The sequence below is a fragment of the Bacteroides sp. 1_1_30 genome (genome assembly GCF_020982715.1).
GTDB lineage: Bacteria > Bacteroidota > Bacteroidia > Bacteroidales > Bacteroidaceae > Bacteroides > Bacteroides xylanisolvens.
On the sequence record NZ_JAJKHN010000094.1, the window covers coordinates 1 to 24,038 of the forward strand.

At 42.1% G+C, this 24,038-nt stretch carries 13 protein-coding genes and 1 pseudogene; 12 read left to right on the plus strand and 2 right to left on the minus strand.

The window, feature by feature from the left end:
* From LPH68_RS21615 to LPH68_RS21650, 8 genes and pseudogenes are all read left to right on the plus strand, one after another.
* A partial coding sequence (locus tag LPH68_RS21615) for a DUF1793 domain-containing protein (RefSeq protein WP_230297130.1) occupies nt 1-648 on the plus strand: 648 nt, incomplete at its 5' end.
* 17 nt (nt 649-665) lie between these two features.
* Nucleotides 666-2,171: an IPT/TIG domain-containing protein gene (locus LPH68_RS21620; protein WP_151923336.1), complete on the plus strand. Its 1,506-nt coding sequence runs from the start codon at nt 666-668 to the stop codon at nt 2,169-2,171.
* A 12-nt stretch (nt 2,172-2,183) separates the two neighbouring features.
* Nucleotides 2,184-5,287 (plus strand): annotated as a pseudogene (locus LPH68_RS21625) (SusC/RagA family TonB-linked outer membrane protein).
* A gap of 15 nt (nt 5,288-5,302) precedes the next feature.
* A complete protein-coding gene (locus tag LPH68_RS21630) occupies nt 5,303-7,351 on the plus strand; it encodes a RagB/SusD family nutrient uptake outer membrane protein (protein WP_074638157.1) in 2,049 nt (682 codons plus the stop codon).
* Nucleotides 7,352-7,371: 20 nt separating this feature from the next.
* Nucleotides 7,372-8,391, plus strand: coding sequence for a DUF4973 domain-containing protein (locus LPH68_RS21635; protein ID WP_074638159.1), 1,020 nt, complete (start codon nt 7,372-7,374; stop codon nt 8,389-8,391).
* Between the two features lie 220 nt (nt 8,392-8,611).
* On the plus strand, nt 8,612-9,964 hold the full coding sequence (locus LPH68_RS21640) for a sulfatase (RefSeq protein WP_049701673.1): 1,353 nt from the start codon (nt 8,612-8,614) through the stop codon (nt 9,962-9,964).
* 37 nt (nt 9,965-10,001) lie between these two features.
* The gene (locus tag LPH68_RS21645; protein ID WP_004322425.1) at nt 10,002-11,687 is read left to right on the plus strand and encodes an arylsulfatase; all 1,686 of its coding nucleotides are present in this window, start codon (nt 10,002-10,004) and stop codon (nt 11,685-11,687) included.
* Nucleotides 11,688-11,822: 135 nt separating this feature from the next.
* Entirely contained in the window at nt 11,823-13,241 is a 1,419-nt protein-coding gene (locus LPH68_RS21650) for a glycoside hydrolase family 28 protein (RefSeq protein WP_008024188.1), read from the plus strand.
* A 193-nt stretch (nt 13,242-13,434) separates the two neighbouring features.
* On the opposite strand, the gene LPH68_RS21655 is transcribed toward LPH68_RS21650, so the two are convergent.
* Together LPH68_RS21655 and LPH68_RS21660 are read right to left on the minus strand one after the other, a co-directional pair.
* A complete protein-coding gene (locus LPH68_RS21655) occupies nt 13,435-15,996 on the minus strand; it encodes a hypothetical protein (protein WP_049701674.1) in 2,562 nt (853 codons plus the stop codon).
* A gap of 9 nt (nt 15,997-16,005) precedes the next feature.
* Entirely contained in the window at nt 16,006-17,790 is a 1,785-nt protein-coding gene (locus LPH68_RS21660; protein ID WP_087318146.1) for a glycoside hydrolase family 2 protein, read from the minus strand.
* A 301-nt stretch (nt 17,791-18,091) separates the two neighbouring features.
* Here LPH68_RS21660 and LPH68_RS21665 point away from each other — a divergent pair, with 301 nt between their 5' ends.
* Genes LPH68_RS21665 through LPH68_RS21680 form a run of 4 tightly spaced genes read left to right on the plus strand, consistent with a single transcriptional unit; the run spans nt 18,092 to nt 23,919 of the window.
* Nucleotides 18,092-19,684: an arylsulfatase gene (locus LPH68_RS21665; RefSeq protein ID WP_192918818.1), complete on the plus strand. Its 1,593-nt coding sequence runs from the start codon at nt 18,092-18,094 to the stop codon at nt 19,682-19,684.
* A gap of 18 nt (nt 19,685-19,702) precedes the next feature.
* Nucleotides 19,703-21,073 carry a sulfatase gene (locus LPH68_RS21670; RefSeq protein ID WP_134985581.1) on the plus strand — a complete coding sequence of 457 codons (1,371 nt, stop codon included), beginning with the start codon at nt 19,703-19,705 and terminating at the stop codon, nt 21,071-21,073.
* Nucleotides 21,074-21,128: 55 nt separating this feature from the next.
* Entirely contained in the window at nt 21,129-22,505 is a 1,377-nt protein-coding gene (locus tag LPH68_RS21675) for an arylsulfatase (protein ID WP_004310841.1), read from the plus strand.
* A gap of 34 nt (nt 22,506-22,539) precedes the next feature.
* Entirely contained in the window at nt 22,540-23,919 is a 1,380-nt protein-coding gene (locus LPH68_RS21680) for a sulfatase (protein ID WP_032811967.1), read from the plus strand.
* Nucleotides 23,920-24,038 lie beyond the last annotated feature (119 nt).

The following is a 24,038-nucleotide window of genomic DNA, read 5'->3' on the forward strand; positions in this document are numbered from 1 at the left end:
GACATTTTGACGACATGGACTAATTATTTAGTAGAGTATGGACAGGACCCGGAAAACCAACTTTGCACGGATGACTTTGCTGGTCACTGGGCACATAATGCGAACCTTTCTGTGAAAGCGATCATGGGAGTAGCCGGGTACAGCGAGATGGCTCGGATGCTCGGATTGAATGATGTAGCAGACAAATATGCGGCTATAGCCAAGAAAATGGCGGTGAAATGGGAAGAAATGGCGAATGAGGGAGATCATTACCGTCTGGCTTTTGACCGTAAAGATACCTGGAGTCAAAAATATAACATGGTTTGGGATAAGTTATGGAACCTGAATTTATTCCCTAACAATGTAATCGGAAAAGAAATAAACTATTATTTGAGCAAACAGAATCCTTATGGACTTCCTCTGGATTCGCGTAAAGAATACACAAAATCTGACTGGATCATGTGGACAGCAGCTATGTCATCAGATAAGGAAACTTTCCAGAAATTCTCTGATCCTGTCTATAAATATATCAATGAAACAGTCTCTCGTGTACCTATCAGTGACTGGCACCATACAGACAGCGGACGATGGGTTGGCTTTAGAGCTCGTTCGGTGATTGGAGGATACTGGATGAAGGTATTAATGGATAAAGTTCAGAATAATCAATAATTTAAATCTAGTGTATTATGAAATGTAAAACTATGAAACATGGGAGCATAGGGTTACAGTGTATGATGTTGGCATTCGTTTTTGCAGTCTGTTTTACTGGCTGCAAAGATAGCAAAGACGAGACATCAGCACCTTATGATCCGAATCAGCCAGTAGAGGTAACTGATTTCACACCCAAGTCGGGAGGTGGAAAGAAGAAGATGATTATCTATGGCAGTAATTTTGGCACAGATCCTTCTCTTGTTTCCGTTAAGGTAGGTGGAAAAGAAGCTATTGTTATTAGTGCTAAAGGTACTAGTATTTACTGTTCTACGCCGGAAAGCTGTTTCGAAGGAACTATTGAAGTAAAAGTGGGTGAGCAAACTGTGATAGCATCTGAAAAATATCAGTACGAACCGCAAATGGTAGTGACAGACTTATGTGGTGATGTAGATGAATTGGGGCAGGGCGATATTGTAGAGACTGGACCGTTTGATAATTGCGGAAAGATTGATTATCCTTTTTGGTTTTCTTTCGATCCTCAACATCCTAATATCCTTTACTTGTCTCAAAATGATAATGAAAGACCTTTAAGGATACTGGATTTGGAAAAGAAAATGATCTACTCTAAAAAATTAAATGACATTAAACGTGCAACTACTATTACATGGACTAATGATGGTGATATGGTATTGGCTACTCCTCAGACTGGTAATTCTAAGAATAGAAACAACATTATCTTAAAGCGTGGAAGTAGTGTGGACGGACTAGATTTCAAAGAGTCTAGTTGGGTAGCTTTGACGCGTGGTAATGCTTGCAATGGCTCTATGGTCCTTCCGCAAACGGGAGAACTTTACTTCAATTATCGTGCAGAGGGTAAAGTGTACAGATATAATTTTGAAGAGAACGGTTATAATAACAATCCAGAAGTTCCTAAAGGAGAAGGGCTGGATGATCTTTTGGCATTTAGCGTACCTAACCAAACCGTTGATTTTAGTATGGTTCCTCATCCAACAGGTAAATATGTGTATATCATAATGCATGAATCGCATTATATACTTCGCTCCAATTATGATGATGAAACAAAAAAATTGGTGACGCCGTACATTGTGTGTGGACAATCCGGTCAGGCGGATTATAAAGATCTTGTTGGTATCAATGCACGTATCAATAGGCCCGGTCAAGGTGTTTTTGTTTTTAATGAGGAGTATAAGGCTGCCAATAAAGCTGATTGGTATGACTTTTATTTTGCAGATAGAGAGAATCATTGTATCCGAGTGTTGACTCCGGATGGAGTGGTTTCTACATTTGCCGGACGTGGTTCCGCTTCCTCAACCTGTTATAAATGGGGTAAGCAAAATGGGGAGGTGCGTGAAAGAGCACGTTTTAATCAACCGACAGCTTTAGCCTACGATGAGGCTACAAAGACTTTCTATGTAGGTGATTGGGGAAATCATAAGATTCGGAAGATTGCTAGGGAGCAAGCCTCTGACGATTTAAGCATAGAAGCCTCCGATGATAATCAGAACCAAGGAAATCAATAAAAAGAAGAACGCATGAGAATAAAAGAATTTATTACGATTTGTTTGTTGTTAGTCTCAGTTTCTCTCTTTGCACAAGAAAAAACGATTGAGGTGACAGGAGTCGTGACAGACATGAATAAAGAACCATTGGTAGGTGTTAATGTGACAGTGAAGGACAAACCGGGTTTAGGTGCAATAACAGATATCAACGGACGCTACAAGATTAAAACTGAGGAATTTTCTCGTTTGGTATTCTCGTATATTGGTTTCGATACGCAAGAGGTATTGGTGAAACGTCAGAATTTGGTTAATATATCAATGAAAGAATCGGAAGCTAAGGAAATCGATGAGGTTGTAATCACGGGAACTGGTGCACAGAAAAGTTGACCGTGACTGGTGCCGTGACGAATGTAGATGTCGAGGTTTTGAAATCTAACCCTACAGCCAATCTTTCTAACGCACTGGCAGGAAATGTGTCGGGTGTGCTTGCTATGCAGACTTCCGGACAACCGGGTGTGAACACTTCTGAATTCTGGATTCGAGGTATTTCCACTTTTGGTGCCAATAGTGCTGCATTGGTGCTGGTTGATGGTTTTGAACGTGATTTGGATGAAATTAACATTGAAGATATTGAGTCTTTTACTGTATTGAAAGATGCTTCTACCACAGCAATTTACGGTTCTCGCGGTGCAAATGGTGTGGTTTTGATTACTACTAAACGTGGTAAGGAAGGCAAGATCAAAATCAATGCTAAGGTGGAAAGTTCTTATAATTCGCGCACCATCACACCTGAATTTGCAGACGGCTATAGTTATGCTATGCTGATGAATGAAGCGCGGATTACACGTAATCAGGAGAGAATGTATCAGGATGATGAAATGGAAATCTTGCGATTGGGGCTTGATCAGGATTTGTATCCGAATGTGGACTGGATGGATGTGCTGATGAAGGATGGAGCCATGACTTATCGTGCTAATCTGAATATGAGTGGTGGTGGTAGCACGGCACGTTACTTCGTATCTCTCAGTTATATTAATGAGGAAGGTATGTATAAGACGGATGAGGCTATGCGCAAGGATTATAATACCAATCCCAGTAGCCAGCGTTGGAACTATCGTCTGAATACAGATATAGACATTACTAAAAGTACACTTGTTAAAGTGGGAGTATCTGGTTCTTTGAAAAAACGTAATGCACCGGGACAAGGTGCTAACGTATGGACTTCCTTAATGGGACAGAGCCCGATCAGTATTCCCGTCATGTACTCTAACGGTTATATTCCCTCACACGGAACGGACGATAATCGCAATAATCCTTGGGTGCTTGCTACACAGAGTGGTTATAAGGAAATCTGGAACAATAAAATTCAAACCAATATTTCTTTGGAGCAAAAGTTGGATTTCATCACGAAAGGTCTACGTTTTGAGGGACGTTTCGGGTTTGATACGAGTAACCAGAGTGAAATAAACCGCATCAGAATGCCGGAAACTTGGCGTGCCCAAAGAGACAGAGATGATGACGGAAATTTGGTTTTTAAACAACAAAATGCTGAGAAGCCTATGGAACAGACTAGCTCTTCGAGTGGTGAGCGTCGTGAATTCTTAGAAGCATTTTTACAATATAATCGGGCGTTCAAAGCACATCATGTGGGTGCAATATTGAAATATACTCAGGACGCTTACCGGACTACAGTTGATATTGGTACAGATGTAAAAAATGGTGTTGCCAAACGACACATGGGATTGGCGGGACGTGTCAACTACAACTGGAACTATCGTTATTTCGTAGATTTCAATTTCGGCTACAACGGTTCGGAGAATTTTGCCGACGGACATCGCTTTGGCTTTTTTCCAGCCTTTTCTTTGGCTTGGAACATAGCGGAAGAGAAATTGGTAAAAAAACATCTGAAATGGATGAATATGTTTAAGTTGCGTTATTCATATGGTAAAGTTGGTAGTGATAAACTTAAAATAGGTGATACAGTACATCGTTTTCCTTATTTATATACTATCAAAGACGATGGAAATGGCTGGACTTGGAGTGATTATGGTTCTCCGGACAATGTCTATACAGGAATGCACTATACGCAATTAGCCTCTAACAATGTTACTTGGGAAATTGCAACCAAGCACGATGCCGGTGTGGATCTTTCTCTATTTAATGATAAGTTAACAGCTACTGTAGATTATTTCCATGAACAGCGTGACGGAATCTATATGGAACGTCAATATTTACCTGGTATTGTGGGCGTGAATAGTAATCCGAAAGCTAATGTAGGAAGTGTTCTGTCGAAAGGCTTTGACGGTAACTTTGCTTACAAACAGAAGATAGGAAAGGTTAATCTGACTGTTCGCGGTAATTTCACTTACAGCAAAAACGAAATTTTGGAGAAAGATGAAATGAATGCGGTTTACCCTTATCAAAAGGAGGCAGGTTACCGGGTGAATCAGGCAAAGGGACTAATTGCTTTGGGACTGTTCAAGGATTACGATGATATACGCAATAGTCCTCAGCAGACAGCATGGGGAAAAGTACAACCGGGTGACATCAAATATAAAGATGTCAATGGAGATGGCGTTGTTAATGACGGAGACAAAGTGGCTATTGGTGCGACAACCAAACCGAATTTAATTTATGGATTTGGTGTCTCTGCACAATGGAAAGGGTTCGATTTCAATGCACACTTCCAAGGGGCAGGCAAGTCTTCGTTTTTCATTAATGGTCCTACAGTATACGCTTTTAGTGGCAGTCAATGGGGAAATGTTCTGACAAATTTGGTGAAAAACCGCTATGTTGATGCGGAGACGGCAGCTACATTGGGCATTCCTGCTAATGAGAATCCAAATGCTTCGTATCCTCGGCTTAGTTATGGAGGGAACGATAATAACTATAGAGCTTCTACTTTCTGGCTTAGAGATGGCTCTTATTTACGTTTGAAGACATTGGAGGTAGGTTATACATTGCCTAAATCAATCGTGAACAAAATACGGTTTAATAAAATACGCGTATTTTTTATCGGTACAAACCTCTTGACGTTTGCTAAATTTAAAGAATGGGATCCGGAAATGGGAAGTACTAATGGAGAGAAGTATCCACTTGCCAAGACATTTACTTTGGGATTGACTGTGAATATCTAATTAAATACATGAAAAATGAGAAAGATATATAAACTGTGTATTGGTATTGCGTTGAGTGCGATTATTGTTGCTTGTGCGGATAAACTCGACTCTGATAAATATTTTAAAGACCGTCGTTCTTTGGAGGATGTATTTACTGATAAAGAAAATACAGAAGAATGGTTGGCGCATGCTTACTCCTTTTTAAATGGTTACAATTTGGAAGTATCTATGATGTTGAATACCATCACTAATTTTGCCGATGATATCTATTTTGGAGGTAATAGTCTTGCTGTGTATAAGGAGTTCAAGACTGGTACTTACGATGAAAGCTATCGGCATTCGTGGAGTGAAAGTTATAAAGGTATTCGTCAAGCATCTATCTTTATCCAGCATATTGATATGAACACGAAATTTACCGAAGAGGAGAGGGCCGATCTGAAGGCGCAGGCACGTTTTGTGCGTGCTTACTATTATTGGTTATTGTTGCGTAAATATGGTCCTGTGCCTTTGTTACCTGATGAAGGACTGGATTATACTGCCAGTTATGATGATTTGGCCATCCAACGTAGTTCGTATGATGAATGCGTAGAGTATATCGAATCGGAGATGCTCTTGGCTGCCAAAGATTTGCCTCTGAACCGAGCTCTTAATCAGGGCGCGCGTCCTACACGCGGAGCGGCATTGGCGGCTCGTGCCAGAGCGTTGTTGTATTCGGCAAGCCCTATTAATAACCCACGTCCGGGGGAGGCAGATAAGTTTTCGGATATGGTAGACTATGATGGAAATTGTCTGATGTCTCAAGAATATAATGAATATAAGTGGGCAAAGGCAGCAGCTGCGGCCAGAGATGTAATGGAACTTCCCGGGGAAAATAACGGACGTCGTTATGAGCTTTATCATAAGAAGGCTACTGATATTGCCGAACCTGGATATCCTGCTACCATTGCTCCTTATCAGGATGGTGATTTCTCGACAAAAACATGGAATGAAGGTGGTTATAGTGATATAGATCCTTACGAATCTTACCGGTCGGTTTTCAACGGTGCGTTAGCGATGTATCAGAATCCGGAGCTGATTTTCAGCCGTGGACGTAACCAAGGGGGGAACAGTTTGGTTGAAATGGTGAAACTTCAAATGCCGAGAACATTAGGTAATGGAAGCAATGCTTATGGTATGACAATAAAGATGTGTGATGCTTACTATATGTATGATGGCTCGGAGTTTAACCGCCAAACCTTTTTGGATACCTGTCAGGTTGGAAATCGTTTTGTGACTAAAAAGGAAGGAGAAGCAGGAACATATCCTCATTTAAAGAAGGGGGTGTGGAAAGAGTATGCATGGCGTGAACCGCGTTTCTATGCTTCCGTTTCGTTCAATGGTTGCGTGTGGCCTTTACTAAAAAATGCAGAGACAGTTGATTATAAAAATGACGTTGAGAAACAAGTTAACTATTATTACGGTATCAATACGGACGGTTTCTCCGGTACTGGTGTCTATTTACGATCCGGGATTGGTATCATGAAATATGTGCATCCGGATGATACGAATCGTAAGGAAATCAAAGCGAAAGCGGAGCCTGCTATTCGTTTTGCCGAAATCCTGTTGATTTATGCTGAAGCACTGAATGAATTGGAAGACGGCTCTTCATACGACATTTCGTCATGGGATGGATCTACTACTTATTCTGTCAGCCGTGATATTAATGAAATGAAAAAAGGTATCAGACAAGTACGTCGCCGTGCAGGTGTGCCTGATTATACAATGTCGGAATATCAGGATCGGGATGTATTCCGCAAAAAGTTGAAACGTGAACGTCAAATTGAACTTATGGCCGAAGGGCAGCGCTATTTTGATTTACGTAGATGGAAAGATGCAGAAGTGGAAGAGTCCAAGAAAAATTACGGATGTAATTTCTATATGTCGGACACAGAGGAGCAGAGAGAACAATTTTATACTCCGATTGAAATTGCAGACTTACCTACTGCTTTCTCGCGTAAACTCTATTTCTGGCCTATCAGCCATGATGAGTTGAAACGTAATAAACGGTTGACGCAGAATCCGGGATGGACGTACAATGATTAATCTCCTAATAAGAATATGATATGAAAAAAATATATATATGCTTAAGTTTATTGGCTGTCATCGTCTTGGGAACCGCTTGTAATAATGAGTGGGAAGATGAGCAGTATGGACAATACGTATCTTTCAAAGCGCCTATCGCTTCAGGAGGCGATGGTGTTACTACTATCTATGTAAGATATAAGGACAATGGAAAGGTGACTTATCAGCTACCTATCATTGTCAGTGGCTCTACAGTGAATGGACAAGACAGAGATATACGTATAGCAGTAGATAAGGATACGCTGGAAACACTGAATATTGAGCGTTTTAGTCTTTATCGTCCGGAATTGTGGTATACTGAAATGGAGGAAGATAAATACGAATTCCCCGAAACAGTACATATTCCTGCCGGTTCGTGTGTAGAGCAATTGAATATAGATTTTAGTTTACAAGGTATTGATATGTTGGAGAAATGGGTTTTACCATTGACCATTGTTGATGATGGAGCCTCTGATTATCAGAGTCATCCGCGTAAGAACTATGCAAAAGCTTTGTTGAAAGTGGTTCCTTTTAACGATTATTCCGGTTCGTACACGGCTTCTTCCATGAAAGTGTACACCTATATAAATGGCAAGCCTGACAACAACGCGAGAACGACGAACAAGCGTACAGGATATGTGATAGATAACAATTCCGTATTCTTTTATGCAGGCCTGATTAATGAGGATATGGATAAAGACATACGTAAGAAGTATAAAATTAATGTACATTTTAAAGAGGATGGAACATTGGATATGGAGCCGGACGATCCAACAAACGAGATGGAATTCAAACTGATAGGAACACCTATCTACAGTAGTACATCGATTATGGACGCTACCCGTCCTTACTTGGAACGCCGTTATGTTCAAATTATGTTTGAATACGATTTTCAAGATTTTACCTATGGTGGAAGTGGTACGGAAGTTATTCCTATCAAGTATAGAGTAGAAGGAAGCATGACGCTTCAACGGAATATCAATACGCAGATTCCGGATGAAGATCAACAGATTGAATGGTAATCTTATAAATGAGTAGAGGTAGGGAAGATATTAGGAATAGTGTCTTCCCTATTTTGTTTATATATGGGGTTAGATTAGCTGTTCCTCATCTCTGTTTACCTGTTTTTTTCCTTTATTGATTTGTATTTTTCCCTTTCTCTTAAAAAACTTCTCTACTTTTGCTACATAAGTCAGTCACACGAAACCGACAAAAAGCATAGTTAATTAAATCAGAATAATTATGAACATCAAAAAACATTTGCCTTGGTTGGGAGCTTTATTACCCGTGGCCAGTATGCAGGCAGAGACAAAACCCAATGTGGTCGTCATCTATGTAGATGATATGGGAATCGGAGATATCGGTTGTTATGGAGGTAAGTTTGTTCCTACTCCCAATATTGATAAGATAGCGCAGGACGGATTGTTATTCAATCAGTATTATTCATCCGCACCGGTCAGCTCACCTTCACGTTGCGGATTGACAACAGGCAAATTCCCGATTGAAGTAGGAATTAATACCTTTTTAAATAATAAAGCCAGCAATAAGAAGTGTGAACAGCGTAACTTTTTGAGTGACAAGAATCCTTCCATGGCACGTGCTTTCCAAAGTGCAGGTTATGCCACCGGACACATAGGTAAATGGCACATGGGAGGCGGGCGCGACGTGCACAATGCACCTTCTATTAAAAATTATGGTTTTGACGAATATATATCGACGTATGAAAGTCCGGACCCGGACCCGGCAATCACTGCTACGAACTGGATATGGTCGGCCAAAGACAGCGTAAAACGCTGGAGACGTACCGAGTACTTTGTAAATAAGAGCATCGACTTTGTCAAACGTCATAAAGACCAGCCTTTCTTTTTGAATCTCTGGCCGGATGATATGCATACTCCTTGGGTACCGGAATTTAAGCAAAAGGATAATAAAAGCTGGAATACGGAAGAAGCCTTCATCCCTGTTCTTGCTGAAATGGACAAACAGATCGGACGTTTTATCAAAGCATTGGATGAGTTGGGATTGTCGGAAAATACAATCGTGATTTTCACTAGTGATAATGGACCGGCGCCCAGTTTCCAATCCGTTCGTGCTGCTTATTTAAGAGGAACGAAGAACAGCCTTTATGAAGGTGGAATTCGTATGCCGTTCCTTATAAAATACCCCAAGAAAATAAAGGCTGGACAAGTGAATAATGAGAGCGTACTGTGTGCAGTCGATTTATATCCCTCTTTATGTGCGATAGCCGGAATTGAAACAGAGAAAGGTTATCAGGGAGACGGACAAAATTATGATAAAGTTCTTTTGGGTAAATCGAAAGCTAAACGTAAAACGGATTTGATGTGGGATTTCGGTAGAAACCAATTCTTTAAGAAACCGGGAAATGCAAACGACAGAAGTCCTCATCTGGCTATACGCAGTGGCAACTGGAAGCTATTGATAAATAGCGATGGAAGCGATGCACAGCTGTACGATATTGAAAAAGACAAATTCGAGAAGAACGATGTGGCGCAGTCGCATCCGGAAGTCGTAGCTAAGTTGAGCAAAAAAGTATGTAAATGGTTTGAGGAAAACAAAGACAAAGGAAAAGAGTAATACAGTGAAAAACAAATTATAAACCAATATTAAACTTATGAATTCTAAATTATTACTATTACCGACCGCCTTGATGGTTGCTGGCCATTCTGCAGCAGAGGCGAAAGGCAAGAAATCGGACAAACGTCCTAATATCTTGGTAATTCTTGCAGATGACCTTGGCTATTCCGATCTGGGATGCTATGGTAGCGAGATTCATACTCCTAATTTGGATAAACTGGCACAAGAAGGAGTACGCTTTAATCATTTCTATAATGCAAGTCGTAGTTGCCCGACTCGTGCTTCCCTGTTGACGGGACTTTACCAGCACCAAGCCGGAATCGGACGAATGACCTTTGATGCTCACTTGCCGGGCTATCGCGGAACACTCTCACGCAATGCCGTTACCATTGCCGAGGTGTTGAAAGAAGCAGGATATACCACCAGTATGGTTGGAAAATGGCATGTTGCAGAGACTCCACTCCGTAAAGACCAACGCGAATGGTTGGCACACCGTGTCTTCCATGATACATTCTCTGATTTATGTCATTATCCCGTCAATCGTGGGTTTGATTCTCACTATGGAGTAATTTATGGAGTGGTGGATTACTTTGATCCGTTCAGTCTGGTAGAAGGTGAAGTGCCTATAAAGGAAGTACCCAAAGGATATTATATAACCCAAGCTCTTTCTGACCGCGCTGTGCAGGAAGTGGAAGAATATGCAAAGGATGACAAACCATTTTTTATGTACTTGGCTTATACTGCACCGCATTGGCCGCTGCATGCACTTCCTGAAGATATTGAGAAATATAAGGATACTTATAAAGTAGGTTGGGAAGCTATCCGTAATGCCCGCTACGAACGTCAGAAGCAGTTGGGTATTTTCCCGGGAATGGATAACTTTTTGTCCGAACGTCAGTTTCATGACAAATGGGAAGACAATCCACATGCAGAATGGGATGCCCGTGCGATGGCCGTTCACGCTGCAATGATCGACCGTGTAGATCAGGGTATTGGACAAATTATCGAGGCTTTGAAAAAGACCGGACAGCTTGATAATACACTGATTCTTTTCTTGTCTGATAATGGTTGCAGTAACGAAGACTGCCAGAACATGTCTGGTGGAGAGAACGACCGTCCGGATATGACTCGTGATGGAAAGAAAATCATTTACCCGCGTAATAAACAAGTATTGCCTGGACCACAGACTACATACGCTTCATTGGGAGCCCGTTGGTCTAATGTAGCGAATACTCCATTCCGCTTTTGGAAAGCTAAATCTTATGAGGGAGGTATTTGTACTCCGATGATTGCTCACTGGCCGAAAGGAATTAAAAAGAACGTGGGTGGCATGACATCTGAAATAGGGCACGTGATGGACATCATGGCTACTTGTGTCGATTTAGCGGATGCTGAATATCCAACTACCTATAAAGGACATGATATTCTTCCAATGGAAGGAAAGAGCTTGCTTCCTATCTTCAAGACCGGACATCGCAAGGGACACGACTATCTGGGCTTTGAACACTTCAACGAACGTGCTTTTCTTTCCAATGATGGCTGGAAATTGGTTCGCCCGAAAAATAACTCTCAATGGGAATTGTACAACCTGAATGAAGACCGGAGCGAGCAACATGATCTGGCTGCTAAATATCCGGAGAAAGTGGCAGAAATGTCAAAAGCATACGAAGCATGGGCGAAGCGTTGCATGGTAGAACCTTACCCGGGACAGAAAAAGAAATAACTGTCATTCCATTTAAAACGGAATGAATAGAACATTGAAAGAATAATGGGGATGAGGTTGTTCTTGATTAAGAATCATTCATCCTCATTGATATATCTAAAGATCTTATTCTTTTGGGAATAAAAATAAGTACAAATGAAAGTTCCATATAATAATTTGGATATGCAGATGCAGAAGAGTTTCTTAATAGTGTTTATTTTAATAGTGACAAATACAGCAAATCTTGCAGCAAAAAGTTCACCTTGGGATATAGCGGACAAAATAGTAGCAGAACTTAATCCGGTGACTTTTCCTGATAAGACATACAACATTGCTGATTTTGGTGCTGTAGCAGATGGGAGAATGCCTTGCAAAGGTGCTTTTGATAAGGCTATAACACAATGTAGTGATCAAGGCGGCGGTAGAATAATTGTACCTGCAGGAACTTATTATATGAATGGACCGCTGGTATTTAAGAGTAATGTCAATATCCATTTGGAAGATGGTGCTATATTGAATTTTAGTAGTAACCAGGAAGATTATTTGCCCGCGGTAATTACACGATGGGAAGGTACGGAATTGTTTAATTATTCTCCGCTGATTTACGCTTATCATGTACAGAATATCGCTTTGACTGGAAAAGGCACGATAAATGGCAATGGTTCCAAGAAATTTTCTGCCTGGGCTGATAATCAGAATATAGACAAGGAAATACTAAGACGAATGGGACGTGAAAACCTGCCTATTTACAGGCGTATATTTGGAGAGGGTTTCAGATTACGTCCAGGGTTTATCGAACCGTATGGTTGTGTAAATGTGCGTATTGAAGGTATCACAATCAAAGATTCACCGTTCTGGGTGATCCATCCGATATTTTGCAATAATGTTATTGTTCGTGATGTAACGGTTGACAGTCATAATCGGAATAACGATGGTTGTGATCCTGAATCATGCAGCAACGTTTTGATTGAAGGTTGTACTTTCTCCACGGGCGATGATGCTATTGCTATTAAGTCGGGACGGGATAATGATGCTTGGCGTATTGGACAGCCTACTGAAAATGTCGTCATTCGCAATTGCACCTTTTGGTCAAAAATAAACGGGGTATGTATCGGAAGCGAAATATCGGGAGGTGTACGTAATGTATTTATAGAAAATATTAGTATCCTTAAATCATCGAATGCCATCTATTTCAAATCGAATCTTGACAGAGGGGGATATATCGAAAATATTTATGTTCGCAACATACAGGCTGACTCGGTGCGCACAGCTTTGGTTCGCGTAGAACCGAATTATAAGGGAGAGCGATCGGGATTTCATCCTACCTTGTTCAACAAGATTACGGTCGAAAACGTAACTTGTGGGCAAACGAATGAGTGTGCTATATCCATGGCTGGATTCCCGGAACTACCTATAAGAAACATTACGTTGAAGAATATCACCGTAGATAAGGCTGTGTCGGACTATCGCTTGGAGCATGGTGAGAATATTATTTTCGAGAATGTGAGAGTAAATGGTGAAAAATTACCGGAAAAACCAGAAGCGAAAAAGATTAAGAAACTTCGTGTTTTATAAGATATACTGTCATTATTAAGTGCCAAACATACTTGTAATGGGATATTCTTTGAATTAAAAAAATATATAAGGCAACTGACTCGCAATGAGCTAGTTGCCTTTTTGAAAGTGAAAATTACTCTTGTTAGGATAGAAAAGTGAAAATTTTCAGAATGTTCTTGTTCGTATACTTACTCTTTTGTAGTAAGGAATATTATTCTATTTGTCCAATGGTAGAATACCTCATACTTCCTATCTGTCCATCTTTTCCCAGCGTTTCCGCTTGAATAATCAATGGAGTGGAATATTGATTATTATAGCATTCAATCACCGCTTTTCCATTTTCATCAGCTTGTACGGATGGATTCCAGTATAACGTCCGTCTTTTATCAACTTTGTCCATATACAGTTCCTTGGTCGGGTAGGCAGGAGAATAATATTCCAAAGGACGGGTATATCCCTGGATAACGGTTTGTCGGGTACCAAGTACGGCACTCTGACTTTTATTCAACACATCGCGTCTGGGTAGGGGAATCAGGTAGAAAACACTATATTTATCCAGTTTGCTTATATCGACTCCCGTGCTATCGGTCACCTCGGACATCTTTGTATTTTGGATAATGTCGTCATCGATACCTCCAGTGCCTTTGCTAATAATGATAGAGGCCAATCCATCCACCTCGGTCAACATCATTTGAGTTTCTGTTTCGGACAAAATGTGATTATCCATAATATAGCAGATCGGTTTCTGCCGATAAGTAAGCTTGTCATTGCTACGATCCCAATCGAATTGCGGACTCAACTTTTCCATTAATTCCGGAATAGTTGTGACAATCTTCCCATTGTCACGTAATAAATCTACAGAACGGCGTACGTCGTAATAAGCGTCGATGCTTTTCTCATTGATTTTAGTAGCCATATTACTTCCTTGCCGGCGTTTACTTTTTATTTCCACCTCATCCAATACATAAAGTCCTTCTACCTTTCGGATAGAATCCATGTATAGAGAATCAAAACTCTCGGCTTTCTGTTGCCAGTAGGCCAAGTCTTTCCATTCTGGATGAAGCTCCTTGTAGCCGTAAGCCCGCGGAGCGGGGGAGAAATTACGGTCGATCAGGATAGAAGCATCCTTATTACGTTCTTTACCGACTTTCCGGGTTTGGATCACTGCCTCCGTCGTTCCTTCAAAATCTTCCACCGGAATGGTGAAACGGCCGTTTTCATCGGTCACGGTTCCTCCGGTTATGAATTGATCGTCCTTCTTTACGATCACGCTAAGCGCAATATCTTTCAGTTTATTTTTGAGAATGGTTGATTTCACCTGCCCGTTCAGTGCTAATTGTGTTTCCGGCAATTGAAGCGGAGTGAAAGGAGCGGTAGAGATGGCCTGGCTCATGTCGTATTTACGCCATCCGTGCACCATCAATAAAACATCCAGTTCGGTTTGCTTCCGCGGAGACGGAGACGCAAAGTAATAACCGGGTTGATGGATATATCCTTTTAAATCGGAGGTTAATAGCAGGTCAGTGAAAATATTGTTGTCATACTCCAAATAATCCGACCGGACACCATCCCGGATGCTGACCGACAATTCTCCGGACACAGGTTCCCCCTTAGCATTCTTTATTTGCAATTCACAACGGATGGGAGCGTAGGGAGCATACACCTCTTTCAATTTTTTTGTCGATATTTGCAGGGGAGCACGCGGATTGGCAAAGACAAAACGTTCGCACAATGTATTGCCTGCCCGGTTGATGAGGCTGACTTGCAGTACGCCTGCCGGTAGCTTACGGGTGGGTAGAATAAACTCCTGCAGAGCATCCGACCGGCAACTAATCAATTGATGAACATACGGGCGTCCCTGATGACTGATAAATACAGCCAGTGTATCTTGAGGAGTAGCGGCATTACAGAAAACTCTCACCAAAAGGGCACCGGCATTACTGACAGTGCTCAAAACATACCCGTTAGGCAATGCCTGTGGAAGGGTAAATTCATACTTCTTCCCTTGAAAATCGACTTTAGCAACAGCCGGTTGTGCGGAAGGTGTATATTCAAAATGCCCCATTCCATCGTGCAAAGTCTCGAAAGAAGTGATTTCTGCCCCTTCTTTGGTATAGATCGTTCCCGATAATTCGATATTCCCTTCATTTTTACTCTCCGCCTTGAAAGCCACTTGCGAAGTCACCCCCTCCACTAATTGTCCTCCTTCAGGGAAAAAGCGTACATTTAACTTCTCCTCTGTTTCCGACGGACGGTTCTCCATCGACGAACTAAGTTCGTAAGTCGTGATACTACGTTCCAGCTTATCACTATTTGTCAGTTGATAAATAGGAAAAGTGCGCGAAAAGTACTGTGGTTCATTAAAAGCAAGCATCCAGCGGGTATAGGCACGTACCTCGTAATAGCCGGATAACATGGAAGGGGGAAGAATGAATTGTCCGTTTCCTTCTCCCTGTGTCAGTTTGATGATTTGTTTATCTGCTATATGCCCTGTCTGGTCTACCAACTCTACATATAGAGGACGACTGATCTGACTGAAAGTCTGTTGTTCAGCAAGAGTGACATAAGCCTTGAACCAGATCGTATCTCCGACGTAATAACTCGTATTGTCAAAATGCAAATACGCCTTCTCCCGTGGAAAGTTGTTGGCAAATGTTTGTGCCTGGTTCATGTATTGTTGGAATACAACCTTGGCGGGAGGTACTTCTCCTGACACATACGCGGTCAGGAGATTACATACAATGAGTATCAGTATGAATAGTTTGTTCTTCATGATAGCTTACTATTTTATCTTTTTCGGTCTGCTTGGAATCTTTTCGAAGATAGTCTTAATACGCTGCATATCCAGCTTGGGACGTCGGTCATAATAATAAATTCCATTTTTCTCTAAATCAATGTCGGTCAATTGCGTGTAGCAAAATCCTGTAACGTCCGGTGAGGAAGCTATTGTCTGTATCAACCCTTCCAGCCGTTCGTAGAATCCTTCTTCGTTGGTGAGCATACCTCCATACCCCCATGAGTTATCCCGTTTGGTAGATTCTGTCCAAAGTATACCTCCGAATTCTCCGATGAAAAAAGGCTGGTTGTTGTAAAATGCCATTCTGTTGTTAGGCTTCAAGTGCTGTGCAAAACGCATGGCATCAGATTCGTAGTTTCGGATGCTCCATATATCACTCATGAAATGCACATCTCCTGCAATACCGTTCACAGGACGTGAAGGGTCTATGGCTTTGGTCAGTTGATAGGTACCGATGCACAGGCGCATCATTGTACCCGTCAGGAGGGTTAATGCGTCTTCAAGCGGCTGATTGAAGGGAACCCAGGTGATGATTGACGGGTGGTTGCGATCCCGTGTGATAACTTCTGCCCATTCGCTAAGGAAGTTGCGTGATGCTACTTCGTTCTTGATATTCATCCCCCAGTTGGGAGATTCTCCCCAAGTTATAAATCCCAATTTGTCGGCCCAGTAATGGAATCTTTCTTCAAATACCTTCTGATGAAGACGTGCTCCGTTGAATCCGGCAGCTTTGCTTAATAGAATATCATTTTTCAGAGCTTCGTCGTTTGGAGCAGTCCAGAGTCCATCCGGATAATATCCCTGATTTAAGACGAGGCGTTGAAAGTAAGGTTCATTGTTTAAATAGATCATTCCATCTGCCGTATGCACCTTACGCATACCTATATAAGATTTTACCTCATCTACGGTTTCTCCGGTCGGACTTTTGATACTGTAGACAATATCATAAAGGTGTGGATCTTCGGGACTCCAGAGTTTCATGTTTTTAATGGGAAGGATGACAGGAGTTCCGTTGTTACATTTTACAGTTTTTTGAACCACCTTTTTCTGATTGTCATACAAGGTGATTTGAAGCGTCCTATCATTGGATGCCTGATAAAATTCGGGTGTGATGATTAACTGCTCTTCATCAATATCCGGAGTGGTTACGGCTGATTTCAGACCATAGTGAGAAACAGCTTCCATCCATACGGTTTGCCAAATACCTGTGACACGGGAGTAGAAACATCCATAAGGAGATATCCGGGTAGATTGCTTACCGATAGTTTGAAGCCCTGAACGGGCATCATCCGTGACATAAACAACTAGGTTGTGCTTTTGTCCCGCTTTGACGGCAGGAGTTACATCCATTGAAAAAGAAGAACTTCCTCCATAATGACTGCCTACATAATGCCCGTCAATGAAGACTTCTGCATAATAATCGACCGCTCCGAAGTGCAGTATGATTTTCTTTCCCTCCCAGTCGGAAGGTATGGATATGGGACGTTGGTACCACATCTGATTGATAAAATCGGTATAATTCACTCCTGACAGTTTACTTTCAGGACAGAAAGGGACGGTAATCGTATTACTGAATTGCTTGGCTATTGTCAACCGCCGGCTTTTCCCCGAATTGGAGAAGTCGAACTCGTATGTCCATTCACCGTTGAGATTAATCCATTCGGATCTTTCAAATTGAGGTCTTGGATATTCCGGACGAGGAATATCATTGGCTGCGTTTAATGTAAAGGATAACAATAAGCCGGCCAAAATCAGATGTGCCTTTTTCATTATTTATTTTTTTTGTTTTGCGTTTTGTGCGCAAAGTGTATTAGTTTATACAAAGATAGGACATTTGACATACAAAAGAGGAAACATATTGTTCAATAAAAGAAAAAAGCTGTTCATTCTAAAAAACATTGGTGGTAACATTGAATCAAATGTTGAAAATAGAAGGGAACTATTGTCTTTTAAATAGGGAATTTTCTTTTCGGGTATCACATATACCTGATTTTGTTCTTTATTGATTAGCATTTTTCCTTCCTTTTCCTTAAACTTCTCTACTTTTGTTTTCCAGATAATTGATAATACTATGGTAAAGAAGAATTTCTTAATGACTGCCCCCTTACTGATGGCATCGTTTTGTTCGGCACAAGAGAAGCCGAATGTCGTACTGATTATGGTAGATGATATGGGTTATTCCGATATCGGCTGCTATGGTGGAGAAATACTGACCCCTAATATTGATGCGTTGGCATCCAAAGGAGTACGTTTCACACAATTCTACAACACTTCACGTTCTTGCCCCGCCCGGGCCAGTTTAATGACAGGACTATATCAACATCAGGCAGGTATCGGTCAGATGTCCGAAGACCCGTTTAAAAATCCCGGTCAGAAGAGTCCGAATGATTGGGGTGTACCCGGATACAAAGGATTCCTCAACCGCAATTGTGTCACAATAGCCGAAGTTCTGAAAGAAGGCGGCTACCATACCTATATGGCAGGTAAATGGCATCTGGGAATGCATGGAGAAGAAAAGTGGCCCTTGCAACGGGGATTTGAACGCTTCTACGGAATTTTGGCAGGAGCTTGCAGTTATCTCCGTCCATCGGGAGGACGCGGCTTAACCCTTGACAATACAAAACTTCCGGAGCCGGAAGCACCTTATTATACAACAGATGCATTTACCGATTACGCAATCCGCTTTGTTGATGAGCAGAAAGACGACAAACCTTTCTTCCTATATCTGGCATTCAACGCTCCTCACTGGCCGTTGCAGGCAAAAGAAGAAGATATTCAAAAATTCACGAAGATCTATCGTGAGAAAGGGTGGGATGAAATTCGTGAAGCAAGACGCAAACGGATGACTAAGTTGGGAATTATTGATCCGAATACAGAGTTCGCCGAATGGGAGAACCGGAAGTGGGACGAACTGACAGAGAAGGAAAAAGATGAAGTAGCCTACCGGATGGCCGTTTATGCAGCGCAGGTGCATTGTGTAGATTATAATGTAGGAAAACTGCTGGACTACCTGAAGAAGAATCGTAAGTTGGATAACACGCTTGTCATGTTCTTGTCCGACAACGGTGCTTGTGCCGAGCCATACGCTGAATTGGGAGGCGGGAAAGTGTCTGAAATCAACAATCCGGCTTGTAGCGTGTTCCCTTCTTACGGAAGAGCATGGGCACAGGTTTCCAATACTCCGTTCCGTAAATACAAATGCCGTTCTTATGAAGGAGGTATTTCTACCCCTCTCATCGTGTCGTGGAAAAGCAATCTGAAGAATAAGAAAGGTGAATGGTGCCGTGTTCCCGGTTATCTGCCGGACATTATGCCGACCATCCTGGAAGCAACAGGAGTCGCCTATCCGGAAACTTATCACGGCGGAAACAAAATATATCCATTGGTAGGCAGTAGCCTTTTCCCTGCTATTCAAAAGAAAGCAGACTCTATCCATGAATATATGTATTGGGAACATCAGAACAATAGAGCGATCCGCTGGGGAAACTGGAAAGCAATCCGCGACGAAAAAGGAAAAGAGTGGGAATTGTACGATGTGGTTAAAGACCGTACCGAACGTAACAATCTGGCAGAACAGCACCCTGAAGTGCTTACCAAGTTAGTTGCCGAATGGGAGAAATGGGCGAATTCAAACTTTGTATTACCGAAACATCCGAAGAAATAAATAAAGGAGGAACACAAAATGAATAAATTACTAGTAAGTGCATCCGTAGCCTTGGGAGCTACCAGCCTGTCTTTCGCCCAACAAACGGAAAAACCGAACTTCCTATTGTTCATAGCCGACGATTGTTCTTATTATGACTTGGGCTGTTATGGTAGTGTTGATTCGAAGACTCCGAATATCGACCACTTTGCCACACAGGGAGTACGCTTCACACAAGCCTATCAGGCCGTTCCGATGTCGTCGCCTACCCGGCACAATCTATATACCGGTTTGTGGCCTGTACGCAGCGGAGCTTACCCCAATCATACTTGTGCCAATGAAGGAACATTGAGCGTTGTACATCATCTGCAACCGTTGGGTTATAAAGTCGCATTGATCGGAAAATCGCATATTGCCCCGAAATCAGTATTTCCTTTCGACCTTTATGTACCTCCTTTGAAAGGTGGGGACTTGAATTTTGAAGCAATTCAGAAATTTATTTCCGATTGCAAGGCGAAAGGCGAACCTTTCTGTCTGTTTGTAGCCTCCAATCAACCGCATACTCCCTGGAATAAAGGCGATGCCTCTCAATTTAATGCGGACAAACTGACACTGCCTCCTATGTATGTAGATATTCCCCAGACTCGCGAGTTGTTTACCCATTATCTGGCAGAGATCAATTATATGGATCAGGAATTTGGCAACGTCCTTTCTATTTTAGATAAGGAAAAAATGACGGATAAATCTGTTGTCGTATATTTGAGTGAACAAGGCAACAGCCTGCCTTTTGCCAAATGGACTTGTTATGATGCGGGGGTACACTCTGCCTGTATCGTTCGTTGGCCGGGAGTGGTTAAGCCGGGAAGCGTAAGTGACGCATTGGTGGAATATGTAGATATTGTCCCAACTTTTGTCGACATAATAGGAGGAAAGCCGCAGGCAAAAGTAGATGGCGAAAGCTTTAAACCGGTATTGACAGGCAAGAAGAAAGCACACAAGAAATATTCTTTCTCCCTTCAGACCACGAGAGGCATCAATGCCGGATCGCCTTATTATGGCATCCGTTCGGTATACGACGGCCGATACAGATATATTGTCAATCTCACCCCGGAAGCTACTTTCCAGAATGTTGAAACAAAATCTCCTTTGTTTAAAGAGTGGAAAAGTCTGGCGGAAACGGATAGTCATGCAAAAGCGATGACGACTAAATACCAGCATCGTCCGGCTATCGAATTGTATGATGTGAAGAACGACCCGTATTGTATGAAAAATCTGGCGGAGGACGCGAAACAAGCTTCTACCATCAGCCGCTTGGATAAAGAGTTGAAACGCTGGATGAAGGATTGTGGAGACGAAGGACAACCTACCGAGATGCGTGCCTTCGAACACATGCCGGGAAAGAGAAAATAAGCCGTCACACATCAAAACGAATAAAACACAGAATGTAATTTATAAATCGTATATCATGAAAAAAGAATTTTTTGGTTTGCTTTGTGGATGTACTCTGCTTCCGGCATTTCTTCATGCGCAGACAGAGCGTCCTAATATTGTGATTGTATTGGCCGACGATTTGGGTTGGGGTGATGTAGGATTTCATGGTAGTGAAATCAAGACTCCCTGTTTGGATGCTCTGGTGGGCGAAGGAGTGGAACTCGAACGCTTTTACACTTCTCCCATCAGTACGCCCACCCGTGCGGGGCTGATGACGGGACGTTACCCGAACCGGTTTGGTGTCCGTTCGGCTGTTATTCCGCCCTGGCGTGAGGACGGACTGGATGAGAATGAAGAAACGATGGCCGATATGCTGGCACGTAACGGATATAAGAACAGAGCTATTATTGGTAAATGGCATTTGGGGCATACCAAGAAAGTGCATTATCCGATGAATAGGGGCTTTTCGCATTTCTATGGTCATCTGAACGGTGCGATAGATTATTTCGACCTGACGCGTGAAGGTGAACTGGACTGGCACAACGACTGGGAAACCTGCCACGACAAAGGATATTCTACCGAATTGATAACCAAAGAAGCCATCCGCTGTATCGATGCATACGAGAAAGAAGGTCCGTTTATGTTGTATGTGGCCTATAACGCACCTCATACCCCTTTGCAGGCACAGGAAAAAGATATAAAACTCTATACTGACAATTTCGACAGCCTGACACCGAAAGAACAGAAGAAAGTGACTTATAGTGCAATGGTTTCTTGTATGGACAGGGGAATCGGTGCTATTGTAGATGCCTTGAAGAAGAAAGGAATTATGGACAACACTTTCTTTATCTTCTTTAGTGATAACGGCACTGCCGGTGTTCCGGGATCTTCATCAGGACCTTTGCGTGGACATAAATTCGACGAGTGGGACGGAGGGGTACATGCACCTGCTGTTCTTTATTGGAAGAAAGCAGAGAAACAATATAAGAACTTGAGTTCACAGGTGACAGGTTTTGTTGACCTTGTTCCCACATTGAAAGATTTGGTAGGAGATCACAGCCGTCCGAAACGTGAATATGACGGTATCAGCATCCTCCCTGTATTAAACGGTAAAAAGACCTGTATCGACCGCGATTTTTATCTGGGACACGGAGCAGTAGTCAATAAAGACTATAAACTGATAAGAAAAGGTATGAAACCGGGACTGGATTTGAAACAGGACTTCCTGGTTGATTATAAAACAGATCCTTACGAAAAGAAAAATGCCAGCGCAGGAAACGAGAAAATTGTGAAAGCTTTGTATGAGGTTGCCCTGAAATATGACACGATCACTCCTTGTATACCGGAAGTACCTTACGGTAAAGGTCGTGACGGATTCAAAGCTCCTAAAGAATGGAAAGTAGTACGTTGAATCTGTTAACCCTATGAATTGAAAATAATACAAGATGGAAAAATCAATGATTAGTTTATGCCTCTTAGGCGGATTGGCGATAGGAAACGGGTTTGCCCAAACTCCTTCAAAGCCTAATATATTATTAATCATAGCCGATGACTGCTCCTATTACGATATAGGCTGTTTCGGAGCGGTCAACAACAAGACTCCCCATATAGATGCATTGGCTCGACAGGGGATAAAGTTCAACAGTGCGTATAATTCTGTTTCGATGAGTACGCCTACCCGGCATTGTGTTTATACAGGTATGTATCCGATGCATCATGGCGGTTACGCCAACCATAGCTCGGTCAATGCCGATGTAAAATCTCTTCCCACTTATCTGGGAAATCTGGGTTATCGGGTTGGATTGGCCGGGAAGTGGCATATCAAACCTTTGGCTAACTTCCCGTTCGAAGATGTACCGGGATTCCCCAAAGGATGTACAAGCCCAAACACTGACTATCATACCAAAGGTATCGAGAAGTTTATGGAGCGTGATGCTTCCCAACCTTTCTGCCTTGTCTTGGCTTCTATTAATTCGCACGCTCCCTGGACGGGTGGTGACGCTTCCGTCTTCGACCGGAAGAAACTTCAGTTGCCGCCACAGTTTATCGACACGGAAGTAACACGTGAATACTATGCCAGATATTTGGCGGAAGTCGGCTTGCTTGATCAACAGGTGGGTGACGCTATGCAGATTCTGAAAGAAAAGAATCTGTTGCAGAACACTCTTGTCATTTTCATATCCGAGCAGGGTACGCAATTTGCCGGAGCCAAATGGACCAATTGGAGTGCCGGTGTCAAGTCGGCGATGGTGGCTTCCTGGCCGGGTGTCATTAAACCCGGTACGGAGACTTCCGCTATTGTGCAATATGAAGACCTTCTTCCTACATTTATCGATGTTGCAGGTGGAAAGGTTCCTGATGTAATAGATGGAAAGAGTCTGGTAGATGTATTTCAAGGGAAAACAAAGACACACCATAAGTATGCTTATCATGTTCACAACAATGTTCCGGAAGGTCCGGCATATCCAATCCGTTCTATTTCAGACGGACGCTATCGTCTAATCTGGAACTTGACTCCGGAAGAGACATACGTAGAAAAGCATATTGAAAAGGCAGAATGGTATCTCTCGTGGAAAGCACAGGACACGGATCAGGCACATAAAATCATGAATCGCTATAAGAATCGTCCCGAGTTCGAACTATATGATATCAAGAAAGATCCGTTTGAAATGAATAATCTGGCGGATATGAAGAAATATAGTAAGAAGAAGGCAGAACTGACGATGGAACTGCAAAAATGGATGAAACAGCAAAATGATACCGGAGCTGATAAAGACCGGCCGCGTGCTCCTAAGAATAAGCAGAAGAAAGCAGCCAATGTATAATATTCGTAATGCTACCGCTTGTTGCTCTCTGAAAGAGATTTAGGTTCTTCGTCAAATTTGGTGGTAAATTCTTTATCTCTTTATTTCCAAGTTAATAATTATCCCTTTTTACTCACTTT

Bases quoted from the DNA above. Each gene is read 5' to 3' on its own strand.
- LPH68_RS21645 (WP_004322425.1), top strand. From the start codon at position 10,002: ATGAATTCTAAATTATTACTATTACCGACCGCCTTGATGGTTGCTGGC.
- LPH68_RS21640 (WP_049701673.1), top strand. From the start codon at position 8,612: ATGAACATCAAAAAACATTTGCCTTGGTTGGGAGCTTTATTACCCGTG.
- LPH68_RS21630 (WP_074638157.1), top strand. From the start codon at position 5,303: ATGAGAAAGATATATAAACTGTGTATTGGTATTGCGTTGAGTGCGATT.
- LPH68_RS21670 (WP_134985581.1), top strand. From the start codon at position 19,703: ATGAATAAATTACTAGTAAGTGCATCCGTAGCCTTGGGAGCTACCAGC.
- LPH68_RS21655 (WP_049701674.1), bottom strand. From the start codon at position 15,996: ATGAAGAACAAACTATTCATACTGATACTCATTGTATGTAATCTCCTG.
- LPH68_RS21660 (WP_087318146.1), bottom strand. From the start codon at position 17,790: ATGAAAAAGGCACATCTGATTTTGGCCGGCTTATTGTTATCCTTTACA.
- LPH68_RS21675 (WP_004310841.1), top strand. From the start codon at position 21,129: ATGAAAAAAGAATTTTTTGGTTTGCTTTGTGGATGTACTCTGCTTCCG.
- LPH68_RS21650 (WP_008024188.1), top strand. From the start codon at position 11,823: ATGAAAGTTCCATATAATAATTTGGATATGCAGATGCAGAAGAGTTTC.
- LPH68_RS21680 (WP_032811967.1), top strand. From the start codon at position 22,540: ATGGAAAAATCAATGATTAGTTTATGCCTCTTAGGCGGATTGGCGATA.
- LPH68_RS21635 (WP_074638159.1), top strand. From the start codon at position 7,372: ATGAAAAAAATATATATATGCTTAAGTTTATTGGCTGTCATCGTCTTG.
- LPH68_RS21665 (WP_192918818.1), top strand. From the start codon at position 18,092: ATGGTAAAGAAGAATTTCTTAATGACTGCCCCCTTACTGATGGCATCG.
- LPH68_RS21620 (WP_151923336.1), top strand. From the start codon at position 666: ATGAAATGTAAAACTATGAAACATGGGAGCATAGGGTTACAGTGTATG.